The organism is Streptomyces sp. PKA51, from assembly GCF_057552455.1.
The window spans coordinates 197,235-209,790 of the sequence record NZ_BAAJPZ010000010.1 but is presented as its reverse complement, the minus strand read 5'-3'; the positions used below and the strand labels follow the sequence as shown (position 1 = coordinate 209,790).

At 72.9% G+C, this 12,556-nt stretch carries 8 protein-coding genes; 6 read left to right on the top strand and 2 right to left on the bottom strand.

Annotated features, from left to right (window positions below):
- Position 1: 1 nt before the first annotated feature.
- Complete coding sequence (locus AC27L3_RS17595) at positions 2–1,219, bottom strand: cytochrome P450 family protein (RefSeq protein WP_487234966.1); 1,218 nt, start codon at positions 1,217–1,219, stop codon at positions 2–4.
- Positions 1,220–1,442: 223 nt separating this feature from the next.
- Here AC27L3_RS17595 and AC27L3_RS17590 point away from each other — a divergent pair, with 223 nt between their 5' ends.
- The 3 genes from AC27L3_RS17590 to AC27L3_RS17580 all read left to right on the top strand — a co-directional run bounded on the left by AC27L3_RS17590 (position 1,443) and on the right by AC27L3_RS17580 (position 5,222).
- On the top strand, positions 1,443–2,201 hold the full coding sequence (locus tag AC27L3_RS17590) for an ABC transporter ATP-binding protein (protein ID WP_487234965.1): 759 nt from the start codon (positions 1,443–1,445) through the stop codon (positions 2,199–2,201).
- 5 nt (positions 2,202–2,206) lie between these two features.
- Positions 2,207–4,750: an ABC transporter permease gene (locus tag AC27L3_RS17585; protein WP_487234964.1), complete on the top strand. Its 2,544-nt coding sequence runs from the start codon at positions 2,207–2,209 to the stop codon at positions 4,748–4,750.
- Positions 4,751–4,967: 217 nt separating this feature from the next.
- Positions 4,968–5,222 (top strand): LysR family transcriptional regulator, encoded by a 255-nt coding sequence (locus tag AC27L3_RS17580; RefSeq protein ID WP_344433786.1) that lies wholly within the window; start codon positions 4,968–4,970, stop codon positions 5,220–5,222.
- Positions 5,223–5,243: 21 nt separating this feature from the next.
- On the opposite strand, the gene AC27L3_RS17575 is transcribed toward AC27L3_RS17580, so the two are convergent.
- Positions 5,244–5,894 (bottom strand): response regulator, encoded by a 651-nt coding sequence (locus AC27L3_RS17575; protein WP_487234963.1) that lies wholly within the window; start codon positions 5,892–5,894, stop codon positions 5,244–5,246.
- 181 nt (positions 5,895–6,075) lie between these two features.
- Between AC27L3_RS17575 and AC27L3_RS17570 the strand changes: the two genes are divergently transcribed.
- Genes AC27L3_RS17570 through AC27L3_RS17560 form a run of 3 tightly spaced genes read left to right on the top strand, consistent with a single transcriptional unit; the run spans position 6,076 to position 12,426 of the window.
- On the top strand, positions 6,076–10,188 hold the full coding sequence (locus AC27L3_RS17570) for a PA14 domain-containing protein (protein WP_487234962.1): 4,113 nt from the start codon (positions 6,076–6,078) through the stop codon (positions 10,186–10,188).
- Positions 10,185–11,180, top strand: coding sequence for a TauD/TfdA family dioxygenase (locus AC27L3_RS17565; protein WP_487234961.1), 996 nt, complete (start codon positions 10,185–10,187; stop codon positions 11,178–11,180). Before AC27L3_RS17570 ends, AC27L3_RS17565 begins: the two co-directional genes overlap by 4 nt.
- Before the next feature lies 1 nt (position 11,181).
- Positions 11,182–12,426 carry a cytochrome P450 gene (locus tag AC27L3_RS17560; protein ID WP_487234960.1) on the top strand — a complete coding sequence of 415 codons (1,245 nt, stop codon included), beginning with the start codon at positions 11,182–11,184 and terminating at the stop codon, positions 12,424–12,426.
- Positions 12,427–12,556: the final 130 nt, after the last annotated feature.

Below are 12,556 nucleotides of genomic sequence, written 5' to 3'. Positions count from 1 at the left end.
CTCACCACGCCACCGGCAGCTCCACCAGCGGGCGTACGACCACGTTCTGCTGGTAGCGCAGCTCGGCCGGGTCCACGGCCAGCCGCACGCCCGGGAAGCGCTCGAAGAGCCGCCGGGCGGCGATCTCGGTGATCACCTTGGCCAGGTGCGCGCCGGAGCAGTAGTGGATGCCGAAGCCGAAGCTCAGGTGGGCCGGCTTGGGCCGGTCCAGGTCGAGGCGGTCCGGGTGGTCGGGGAACTGCGCGGTGTCACGGTTGGTCGACATCACGCAGATCACCACGACCTCGCCGGCCGGGATCGTCACCCCGCCCAGCTCCACCGGCTCGGTGGTCACCCGCTGCAGGGCGTTGCCGATCGGGCTCACGTACCGGATCAGCTCGTCCATCGAGGCGCCCCAGCGGCCGGGCTCGGCCAGCAGCCGCGTCCGCTCCGCCGGATGGGTCAGCAGCGCGGCCAGCACCCCGCCCACCAGGCTGGCGGTGGTGTCGTTGCCGCCCGTCATCAGCGCGAAGCCGGTGGAGAGGATCTCGGTGGGGGTCAGCCGCCGCTCCTCGTCCGCGTGGACGAGCGCCGAGAGCAGGTCCTCGCCCGGCTCGCGCTCCTTGCGGGCGATCAGCTCGGACATGTACCGCGACAGCTCCTGGATGTTGCGGTCCAGCGCGCCCGAGCCGTCCGTGGGGGAGTAGGTGCGCAGCGCCGCCGACCAGCGCAGGAAGTCCGGCCAGGCGTCCGCCGGCACGCCCATCAGCTCGGCGATGGTGATCACCGGCAGCGGATCGGCGTACCCGCCGATCAGGTCCGCCCGGGGCCGGCCGGCCAGCTTCTCCAGCAGGTCGTCGGCAATGGACTCGACGCGCGGGCGCAGCGCCTCCGCCCGGCGCGGGGTGAAGGCGAAGCTGATCGCCCGGCGCAGCGGGGTGTGGCGCGGCGGCTCCAGGTTGGCCAGGTGGTTGGCCTCCTCCGGCGGCGGCGTCATCGTCCGCCCCGTGCGCTGCGACATCAGCCGGTAGTGCACATGGATGTCACGGCTGAGCCGGGGGTCGGCGAGGGCGGCCTTGGCGTCCTCGTACCGCGTGACCACGAAGGCCCGGCTGCCGTCCGGCAGGGACAGCTCGCGCACGGGGCTCTCGCGGCGCACGTATTCCAGGACCGGATACGGATTCTGGGTGAACTCGTTCGTCAGCATCCAGTATTTGGAGAGGTTCCGGGTGCCTGTCATGCGCGTCCTTCCGAGCGTCGCCGCGGGACGTGTCCCATCGGCCGGAACGCTAGGCGCGCTCTGCCATTCGGCGCAGGCGCGCATCGAAAAGTTCTATGCGCGCTGGGGGCGCCCCGCCAACCACCGGAACAATCTCTGCCGTTTGGCAGATGTGGCTCCATCGGCCCGCTTCTAGTCTCCATTTCACCGTCCGAGGTCGAACACCGTGGGGAGTGTGAGTCGTGTGACCGCGACTGTTTCCACCAAGCGCGCGATCGCCGCCCGAGCAGTCGGCGTAACGAAGCTGTACGGAGAGGGAGAGGCACAGGTGGCCGCCCTGAGAGGGGTGAGCGTCGACATCACCGCCGGTGAATTCACCGCGGTCATGGGCCCGTCCGGGTCCGGCAAGTCGACGCTGATGCACAGCCTGGCCGGCCTCGACACCATCACCGAGGGCGCGGTCTACATCGGCGACGCCGAGCTCAGCGGCATGTCCGACAAGGAGCTCACCAAGCTGCGCCGCGGCCGTATCGGTTTCATCTTCCAGCAGTTCAACCTGCTGCCCACACTGACGGCGGAGGAGAACATCCTGCTGCCGCTGAAGATCGCCGGCCGCAAGCCCTCCCCCGACTGGTTCGACCGGGTCGTGGAGACCGTCGGCCTCGGCCGGCGCCTGGGCCACCGGCCCACCGAACTCTCCGGCGGCCAGCAGCAGCGCGTCGCCTGCGCCCGCGCCCTGGTCGGCCAGCCGGAGGTCATCTTCGCCGACGAGCCGACCGGCAACCTGGACTCCACCTCCGGTGCCGAGGTGCTGAAGTTCCTGCAGCACTCGGTGCGCACGCTGGGGCAGACCATCGTCATGGTCACCCACGACCCCGTCGCCGCCTCCTACGCCGACCGCGTCATCTTCCTGGCCGACGGCCGGATCGTCGACGAGCTCAGGGAGCCCACGGCCGACGCCGTCCTGGACATGATGCGCACCCTCGACGTCAAGGGCCGGTGACCGGCGTGCTGAGCGCAACCCTCAAGAGCCTGCTCTCCCGCAAGCTGCGGCTGCTGCTGTCGGGCCTGGCCGTGGTGCTGGCGGTGATGTTCGTCTCCGGCGCCATGGTCATCAAGGACACCCTCGGCCGCTCCATCGACGCCCAGTTCGCCGGCGCGTACGACGACATGGACCTGCACGTCGCGCACAAGCCCAAGATCGAGGCCGGGGCCGCGGACGACGCCGCGGTCGTCCCGCCGGCCGATGCGGCCGCCGTCGCCCGCGTGGCGGCCGTCGGCGGCGTCGCCAAGGCGTACGGCCTGATCAAGGCCGAGGGCACCCGGGCCCTGGGCAAGGACGGCAAGCTGGTGCCCTCCACCGGCGGCCCCCGCTACGGCGAGGCCTGGCGCGGCGAGAGCTCCCTGCTGAAGCTGCGCGAGGGCCACGCCCCGCGCACCGAGGACGAGGTCGCCGTCAACGCGGCCCTGGCGAAGAAGGCCGGCTACCGGGCCGGCGACCGCATCGCCGTGCTGACCGCCGAGCCGCGGCAGACCTTCACCGTCGCCGGCGTCTTCGGATACTCCGGGGACCGCGACTCCATCGGCGGCGAGCAGACGGTGGCCTTCACCGAGCCGGTCGCCCAGCGCCTGGTGCTCGGCAAGCCCGGCGGCTTCTCCGGCATCGCCGTCGCCACCGCCCGCGGCACCTCCGCCGACGGTGTCAAGGAGGCCGTGGCCAAGCAGCTCGGCGACGACTACGACGTCCTCACCGGCGAGGAACTCGCCAAGAAGGACGCGCAGAAGTCCCGCGGCATCCTGGACATGATGAACATGCTGCTGCTCGGATTCGCCGGCGTGGCGGTTCTGGTGGGCATCTTCCTCATCGTCAACACCTTCTCCATCATCATCGCCCAGCGCATGCGCGAGCTGGCCCTGCTGCGGGCCATCGGTGCCAGCCGCAAGCAGATGATCGGCTCGGTGCTGCTCGAATCCTTCGTCGTGGGCCTGGTCGCCTCCGCCGTGGGCCTCGCCGCCGGCATCGGCATCGGCGCGGCCGGCGCGAACATGCTGGCCGGCACGACCGACGGACTGAAGGTCGCCTCCCTCGGGGTGCCCGCCGGCGCCGTGATCACCGCCTTCGCGGTCGGCATCGTCGTCACCGTGCTCTCCGCCCTCTTCCCGGCGCTGCGCGCCTCCAAGGTCCCGCCCATCGCGGTGATCCGCGCCGCGGCCCTGCCGGACGGAAAGCACCGCAAGCAGACCTGGACCGGCGCGATCCTGCTCGGCCTCGGCGTGGTCCTGCTCGCCCTCGGCCTCTTCGGCTCCAGCGACATCGGCACCATCCTCACCGGGGTGCTGCTGGCCTTCGTGGGCATCGCCCTGCTCACCCCGCTGATCAGCCGGCCCACCGTGTGGGCGCTCGGATCGCTGTTCGCCCGGTCGGTGCCCGGCGAGCTCGGGCGCAGCAACTCCGCCCGCAACCCGCGCCGCACCGCGGTGACCGCCTCGGCGATGATGATCGGCGTGGCGCTGGTCACGGCCATCAGCACGGTCGCGGCCTCCTCCGAGAGCAGCATCTCCAAGGACATCTCCCAGGACCTCAAGGCCGACCTCGTGGCCATGGGGGACGGCGGCTCCGCCGGCTCGGCGGCCATCGACCCGGGCGCGCTCACCCGCGTCGCCCAGGTGCCGGGAGTCAAGAGCGTGGCGGCGGCCATGTTCGACACCGCCACCGTGGGCAAGGACACCGCCACGGTCGCCGGCTGGCAGGACTGGGCCAAGGCCCGCGAGGTCCTCGGCCTGCGCACCCAGGACGGCAGCATCGACGCCCTGGCCGCGGGCACGGTCGTGATGAACGCCAAGTCCGCCGAGGACCAGGGCCTCAAGGTCGGTGACCGCATCACCGTGCAGCTGCAGCGCGGAGAGGCGCACCACTACCGTCTCGCCGGCACCTTCCACGACTCCGGTCTCGCCAACAGCGTGGTCGTCCCCTTCGCCGACGCGCAGGCCGGCTTCAAGGCCAAGCTGCCCTCCCAGGCGTTCTTCGAGCTGGCCGGCAACGCCGACGTCTCCGACGTCCAGCCGAAGATCGAGCAGCTGCTCAAGGACAGCCCCGAGGTCTCCGTGCAGACCAAGGACCAGGTCATCGAGAAGTTCAGCAGCGGATTCGCGATGATGCTCACCATCGTCCAGGCGCTGCTGGGCGTCGCGATGCTCATCGCGGTCCTCGGCATCGTCAACACCCTGGCCCTGTCCATCCTCGAACGCACCAAGGAGATGGGCATGCTGCGGGCCATCGGCCTCAGCCGCGGCCAGACCGTCCGCATGATCATGACGGAATCGGTCGTGATCTCCCTCTTCGGAGCCGTCCTCGGCCTCGCGGTCGGTGCGGTCCTCGGCCTCGCCGTCGCCCACGCGATGAAGGACCAGGGCGTCACCGAGCTGGCCCTGCCCTGGGGCCAGATGATCGCCTACCTCGTCGGGGCCGCGGTCGTCGGCGTCATCGCCTCCATCGCCCCCGCCCGCCGCGGGGCCCGCCTCGACGTCCTGACCGCCATCAGCCACGGCTGACACCACGCGCCGCACCCCACGAAAAGCGCCCCGGCAACGAAGGTTGCGGGGGCGCTTCGGCATACCCGGCACCCTCATGCGACCGACGGCAGCTTCCTGCATCATCCATTGCTCCCCGCGCCCAACCGATGTGACATGGAGGCGAATTCAAGGCCCCGCATCCGGCCACCGGCAACACCGCGAAACCGGTCGGGGCCCGCTCAAGACAGGGGGCCAGATGCACGAGCGGGAGTTCCGGGCTTTCGTGTCCGTGGCGGAGATCGGCAGGATGGACCAGGCCGCAAAGGTTCTGGGATATTCGCAGCCCGCCATCAGTTACCAGATCAAGTGCCTGGAGCAGATGCTGGGCACCAAACTCTTCGTCCGCGATTCGACGGGAGCCCGGCTCACCCGTGAAGGGCGCATGATCCTGCCGTCCGCCAGGGCCGTACTGGCCCTGATCGACAGCATGAAGGGAGTATGCGCGGCGTGAGACGGCGCGGCCTGGCCGGCATCAGCCCGCCAGGCCGCTGTCCCACACCCAGGCCGCGATACCGACCCGGTTGCGCACGTCGAGCTTGCGCTGGACGTTCGCGACATGGGTCTTCGCGGTACCGGCCGAAATGAACAACTCGCTGCCGATCTCCGCGTTCGTCAGCCCCTTCGCCACCAGCCGGGCGATTTCCCTCTCCCGCTCCGTCAGCGCTTCCAGCGGCTGCGCCACCTCCTTGCGCGACGGGCTCTGCAAGTGCTTCAGCAGCCGCACCGTGATCGACGGGCTGATCATCGTGTCACCCGCCACCGCCGCCCGCACCGCCTCCACCAGCAGCGCCGGACCCGAGCGCTTCAACAGGAACCCGCAGGCGCCGTTGTGCAGCGCCGTGTGGACGTATTCGTCCAGGTCGAAGGTGGTCACCACCACCACCCGCAGCGGATCGGCGACACCGGGGCCCGCCAGCCGGCGGGTGAGCTCCAGGCCGTCCAGACGCGGCATGCGGATGTCGGCGAGCACCACGTCCGGGCGCAGCCGGGCGGCGAGTTCGACGGCCTGCAGGCCGTCCGCCGCCTCGCCCACCACCTCCATGTCGGGCTGCGAATCCAGAATCAGCCGGAACCCGACACGAACGGCTTCCTGGTCATCGGCGAGAAGTATGCGAATGGTCACGGTGAGCACCGTATCCGCAGAAAGCAGCGGCCAACCACCGGACCGTATTCAAAGATTCTCAACGGGCTACGCCACCCCATTCGGCCACTGACAGCATCAGGACGGATACAACTCCCCTCCGGAACCAGGTGAGTGAAAGTGGTGAGTGCTCGTGGCTCACGCCGCAAGACGTAGAGCGCTGATGGCGACCGCGGTGACCGCGGCGCTGTCCGGCACACTGCTCGGGGCGCAGGCCCCCGGAGCAGCCAGGGCACCGGCCGGTGCCCCCTCGAAGGTGGCCCTGCCCCGCACCGCCCCCGGCGGACCCACCGTCCCCGCCTGGCCGGAGGGCACCTTCGACAGTGCGCCCGCCGCCACCGGCGGCGGCCCGGCCGCCCCGGCCCCCGCCGGGCCCGCGGACGGGGCCACCCTGGCCGGCGCCCGCCCCGAACTGGCCGCCGCCCCGCAACCGGGCGCCGTGGCCTACGAATTCGTCCTCGGCAACGGCGAGACGCCCCGCAGCGGACAGGTCACCTCCTCCGGCTGGCTGCCGGCCCCGCGCTGGCGGATACCGGCGGGCCTGCTCAAGGACGGCGCCGCCTACCGCTGGACCGTACGCGCCAAGGACCGCTCCGGGCGCGCGGGCGGCGACGCCCCCGCCCGCGCCTTCACCGTCAACGAGCGGCTCGGCGCCGCCGCTCCCGGCGGCCCGGTGGCCACCGACACCCTCGGCCCCGTCACCGTGGGACTCGCGGGCGGCAACGTCTCGGTGTCCGTCGCCACCCCGCAAGTGGCCACGGGCAGCGGCCCGCTGGGCGCCACCTTCACGTACAACTCGCAGGCGGCCGCCGCCTCCGCCGGACTGACCGGCACCTACTACGCCGGGGACGCCGACGGCGGCATCGGCGCCCACGAGAAGCCGGCCGCCGTGCGCACCGACGCCCGGGCCGACTTCCGCTGGGAGGCCGACCGGGCGCCGTACGCCGGCGCCGAGCCCGGCGCCGCGTTCCGCGCCCGCTGGACCGGCACCCTGCGCGTGCCCGCCGACGGCCGCTTCCGGCTCGGCGGCGCCTACGACGGCGGCGTGCGCATCCTGATCGACGGCAAGGCGGTCCTGGACGACTGGGCCGGCACGGCGGGCGGCGACAAGGTCGCCTACGGGCGCACCGTCGCGCTCAAGGCCGGCCACGCGTACGACCTGGTGGTCGAGTACCGCCACCGCACGGGCGGCGGCCACGCCGCCCTGTGGGCCACGGCCGCGGGCCGCAGCGCCCCGGTCCCGGCGTCCTGGCTCCAGCCGTCGGCGGCGATCCTGCCCCCGGGCTGGACGGTCACCCCGCCGCCGGGTGGTCTGGCGGCCGGCAGCGGGGGTGCGGCGGCGGGCCAGCCGGGCGGAGTCGCCGCCGGTGCGGGCGCGGCGCCGGCCGCCGCGGTGATCGGTGCCGGGGGGCCGGCAGTCGGCGGTGCGCGTGCCGGCCAACCGGGCTTTTCTGCACCGGCGTTCGGCGCTGCCGCGCTGCTGGGCGGCTTGGCGGCCGGCGCAGGCGCGTCGCCAGCCGCGGCGATCGGTGCCGGCGGCCCGGCGGGCGGCTTCGCCGCCCCGACGGCGGGGGCCGGCACCGCCGGCGCCTCGGCCGGCGCGGCTGCCCCGGCCGCGGGCCGTACCCCCGGCGCCTCACCGCGCGGCTTCGCCGCCGCCGACTCCGGCGGCGTCGTCTTCCACTTCGCCGGCGAGCGCGAGTGCGCAGCCGGAAACGGTGCGCCCGGCGGGTACGTCTGTGCCGTCTCCGTGCCCGGTGCCGGGGACACGCAGCTGTTCTACCGGGACGGCAAGCTCGTCCGTATCGTCAATCCCGGTGACGAGACCACCGACCTCGGGTTCTCCGCCGACCACCGGCTGACCTCCGTGCGGCCTTCGCTGGTCATGGACTGGATCGCCGTGGACCGCGGGCGGCGCGACACCGACGCCGCGGCGTACCGCATCGAGTACGCCGCCGGCTCCGCCGCCGCGACCTCGCTGACCGGGCCCGACCCCGAGGGCGTGCCCGGTCGCGCCGACCGGCGGCCGCGGCACGCCTACCACTACGCCGGCGCGACGACGGAGGTCGCCGTCGCCGGTGCGACCGGCCCGCAGGGCTGGAGCCGCAAGGTGACCCAGGACGCCGCGGGCCGGATCGCCGCCGACACGGACGCGACCGGGCGCACGACCCGGTTCGCCTGGACGGCCGCCGACCAGCCGTCCTGGCGGGAGGACGCCGCCGGCCGGCTGACCACCACGGTCTACGACGAGGCCGGCATGCCCGCCGGTGCGTACGGGCCGGGTCCGCGCGCGTGCTTCGGCGAGGACCTGCGCCCGCTGAGCCCGGCCCCGGAGGGCTGCGCGAAAGTGCCGGCGCAGACGACGGCGCTGGGCCCGGCCGGGATGACCACCGAGCGCGCCGACTCCGACGGGGTGCCGCGCCTGGTGACGCAGACCCGCCTGGGCGAGACCGGGATGCCGGCCGCCCTGGTCACCGACCCGCAGGGGCTGGCCCTCGAGACCCGGTACGAGTCGGAGGCCACCGGCCGCCCGGTCGCCGAGATCGCGCCGGACGGCACCCGCAAGTCCTTCGCCTACTACGGGGCGGGGGAGAGCGCCGACAACCCCTGCACGCAGCAGGACGACCCGGCCCCGCAGCGCGGCATGCTGAAGTCGATCTCGCTGCCGGCGTCCGCCACCGGCTCGGCGCGCGTGGAGAAGTTCGTCTACGGACCGCGCGGCCTGCCCGTCGCCGTGAACTTCGCCGGCCCGGACTGGACGTGCGTGCAGTACGACGCGCGCGGCCGCATCAGCCGGATGTCCATGCCGGGCAACCCCAGCCTGCCCGCGTGGACCGTGAACTACGACAGCGCCTTCGGCGGCGACCCGCTGACCGTGAAGGCCGTGCAGCACGACCACTCCATGACCAACACCGTCGACCTGCTGGGCCGTGCCGTGCGCTACACCGACGGCGTGGGCACCCGCACGGAGACGACGTACGACCGGGCCGGCCGCATGGTCCGCCAGCGGGTGACCCCGCCCGGCGCCGGTGACGCGGCGCAGGTGCAGGAGGTCCGCCGGGACGCGGCGGGCCGCACGCTCGCGGTGACGCTGGACGGCAGGACGCTGGCCACCGCCGAGTACGACGCGGCGGGCCAGGTGCACCGGGTGCGCTACGGCAACGGCTCCGCGCTGGGCGTGGAGCGCGACGAGGCCGGCCGGATCACCGGCAAGAACTGGACGCTCGCCGACGGCACCGCGCTGCCCGCGCGGGTGACCCGCTCGCAGTCGGGGACGGTGGTGGCGGAGTCGGTGCCCGGGGCGGAGCCCTCCGCATTCCGGTACGACGCCGCGGGCCGCCTCGTCCACGCTCGTATCTCCGGCCACGAGTACGACCGCGACTTCACCTCTCCCGCACCCGCCGAGTGCCCCAAGGGCACCCGGGCCAACGCGGGGACCAACGGCAACGTGGTGCGTACCACGGAGCGCACCGCCAAGGGCACCGCGGTCACCGGCTACTGCTACGACGACGCCGACCGGCTGCTCGCGACCACCGGCGAGAACCCCGTCACCGGCACGGCGTACGCCCTCAACGGCCACCTCACCGGCTACACGGCCGGCGGCACCCGGCAGACCCAGCGGCAGGACGCCGCCGAGCGCTACCTCGGCGCGAGCGCGACCGGCCCCGGCGCGGCGGACGTCGTCTACACCAAGGACATCGCCGACCACGTCATGGGCCGCACGGCCACCACCCCCCGGGGCACCGACCGGCAGCTCTACGGCCACACCGACATGGCCAGGACCGCCCCGGACCTGGTGCTCGGCGCGGACAAGCGGCTGCTGACCCGCGTGGTGGAGCTCCCCGGCGGGGTCCTGCTCTCGGCGAAGCCGGCCGCGGCCCGCGGCGCCGGCCGGACCACCTGGAGCTACCCGACCGTCCACGGTGACGTCTTCCTGACGGCCGGGGACGACGGCCGCCGCACGGGCGACACCTACCGGTACGGCCTGTACGGCGAGCCGCTGCGCCCGGACGGCAGCACCGACCCGCAGCACCTGCCGGACAACCTGCCCGGCGACTTCGACTACGGATGGCTCGGCCGGTACCAGGTCGGCACCGAGCACCAGGGCGCGCTGTACAACGTCGTGCTCGACACCCGGGTGCTCAACCCCTCCTTCGGCCGGTTCTCCGCCCCGATCGCGGCCGGTCCCTTCCTCAACCCCTACGAGTACGCGGCCGGCGACCCGGTCAACCGCACGAGCATCAACGGCTACAGCCTGGACGTGGAGCAGGAATGACGACGACCATCCGCACCGATCTCGACCTCGACCGGTCCTTCACCGACGCCTCCGTCGAACTGCTGGAGCACCACGGCACCCGCCTGGTGCGCGTGAGCCCGCGCCACGACGGCGACCACCGGGCCTGGTTCACGGCCAACGCCGCCGCGCTGCGCTCGGCCATGTACGAGCACGCCGCGGTGATGGTGAAGGGCAGCGGGCTGGCCGAGCAGGCCGAACTCGCGCAGATCGCCGAGGAGATCGGCGGCACGACCCTGGAGTACAACGAGCGCTCCACCCCGCGCAGCCGGGTGACCGGCAAGGTGTACACCTCCACCGAGTACCCCGCCGACCAGAGCATTCCGCAGCACAACGAGAGCGCCTATTCCGAGAACTGGCCGCACAACGTCTTCTTCTTCTGCGCGCTCGCGGCCGCCACCGGCGGCGAGACCCCGGTGGCCGACAGCGCCGCCGTGCTCGAACGGCTCCCCGTGGACCTGGTGCGCCGCTTCGAGGAGAAGGGCATCCTCTACACCCGCACCTACCGCACCGGCATGGGGCTGTCGTGGCAGGAGGGCTTCCAGAGCGACGACAAGGGCTACGTGGAGAGCTACTGCGCCGACCACGGCATCGAGACCGCGTGGGACGGCGACGTGCTGCGCACCCGGCAGCGCCGGCCCGCCGTGACCAGGCACCCCGTCACCGGCCAGAAGGTCTGGTTCAACCAGGCCCACCTCTTCCACGTCGGCGCCCTGCCGGAGGCCGTGCGCGAGGGCCTGCTGGAGATCTGCGGCGAGGACGGGCTGCCCCGCAACGCCTACCTGGGCGACGGCACGCCGATCACCCCGGACGAACTGGCCACCATCCAGGGCGTCTACGCGGAGACCACCCTGGCCGAGCCGTGGGGCACCGGCGACGTGCTGATGATCGACAACATCCTCACCTCGCACGGCCGCCGGCCCTTCACCGGTGAGCGCAAGGTGCTCGTCGCGATGACCCGGCGCGAGGCGTGAGATGACCCTCACCGCCACGACCGCGCCGGCGGGGCCCGTCCCGACCGGCACGGACCTGACCGATCCGCAGACCTTCCTGCGGCCCCGGGAGGAACTGCGTGCCCTGTGGCAGCGGTTCCGTACGGACAGCCCGGTGCACTGGCATCCGGTTCAGGGCCGGCAGGTGCCCGGGTTCTGGGTGCTCTCCCGGTACCACGACGTGATGGCCGTCTACCGGGACAACAAGAACTTCACCTCCGAGCGCGGCAACGTCCTCGCCACCCTCCTGGAGGGCGGCGACTCCGCCGCCGGGCAGATGCTGGCCGTCACCGACGGCCGGCGCCACCGGGAACTGCGCAACCTGCTGCTCAAGGCGTTCGCGCCGCGGGTGCTGCAGCCGGTGGTCGACGGGGTCCGGGCCCGGGCCGACCGGCTGGTGCGCGAGGCCGTGGCCCGGGGCGAGTGCGACTTCGCGCGCGACGTCGCCGAGCACATCCCGATGGCCACCATCGCCGACCTGCTGGGCGTGCCCGCCGCGGACCGCGGCTACCTGCTGTCCCTGACCAAGCAGGCCCTCAGCTCCGAGGAGGCCGGCCAGTCGGCGGAGGAGGCCGTGGTCGCCCGCAACGAGCTGCTGCTGTACTTCTCCGAACTGGCCGACGAGCGCCGGGAGGACCCCCGCGAGGACGTGGTCAGCGTGCTGGCCACCGCGCGCATCGACGGGGAGCCGCTGACCGAGCAGGAGATCGTCTTCAACTGCTACAGCGTCATCATCGGCGGCGACGAGACCAGCCGGCTGTCGATGATCTGCGCACTGCACGAGCTGATGCAGCACCCCGAGCAGTGGCGCCGGCTGCGCAACGGGGAGGTGGAGGTGGACACCGCCGTCGAGGAGGTGCTGCGCTGGGTGACGCCGGCCATGCACTTCGGCCGGCGCGCGGTCGCCGACGTGGAGATCGGCGGCCGGACGATCCGGGCCGGTGACGTGGTCACCCTCTGGAACAGCTCGGCCAACTTCGACGAGGAGGTCTTCGCCGACCCCGGCGTCTTCGACCTCGGCCGCACGCCCAACAAGCACGTCTCCTTCGGCTACGGGCCGCACTTCTGCCTCGGCGCCTACCTGGGCCGGGCCGAGATCCACGCGCTGCTGACGGCGCTGCGCACGCACGTCGCCGACGCCGAGCCGAGCGGGACGGCCCGGCCCATCCACTCCAACTTCCTGCACGGCTACAGCGCCCTGCCCGTTCGTCTGCATCCGGCCGGGTAATCCCCCCCGAAGACCCACCGGACGCCTTCCGGCGCGTGCCCCGCCTTCCCCGGCGGGGCACGCGCGTTTTGCGTTCCTGTACAGGTCGATGCGAATTCTTCGATGGCGCAGCGGCGGCGGATCGAAGTTT

Bases quoted from the DNA above. Each gene is read 5' to 3' on its own strand.
- AC27L3_RS17595 (WP_487234966.1), bottom strand. From the start codon at position 1,219: ATGACAGGCACCCGGAACCTCTCCAAATACTGGATGCTGACGAACGAG.
- AC27L3_RS17580 (WP_344433786.1), top strand. From the start codon at position 4,968: ATGCACGAGCGGGAGTTCCGGGCTTTCGTGTCCGTGGCGGAGATCGGC.
- AC27L3_RS17570 (WP_487234962.1), top strand. From the start codon at position 6,076: ATGGCGACCGCGGTGACCGCGGCGCTGTCCGGCACACTGCTCGGGGCG.
- AC27L3_RS17565 (WP_487234961.1), top strand. From the start codon at position 10,185: ATGACGACGACCATCCGCACCGATCTCGACCTCGACCGGTCCTTCACC.
- AC27L3_RS17560 (WP_487234960.1), top strand. From the start codon at position 11,182: ATGACCCTCACCGCCACGACCGCGCCGGCGGGGCCCGTCCCGACCGGC.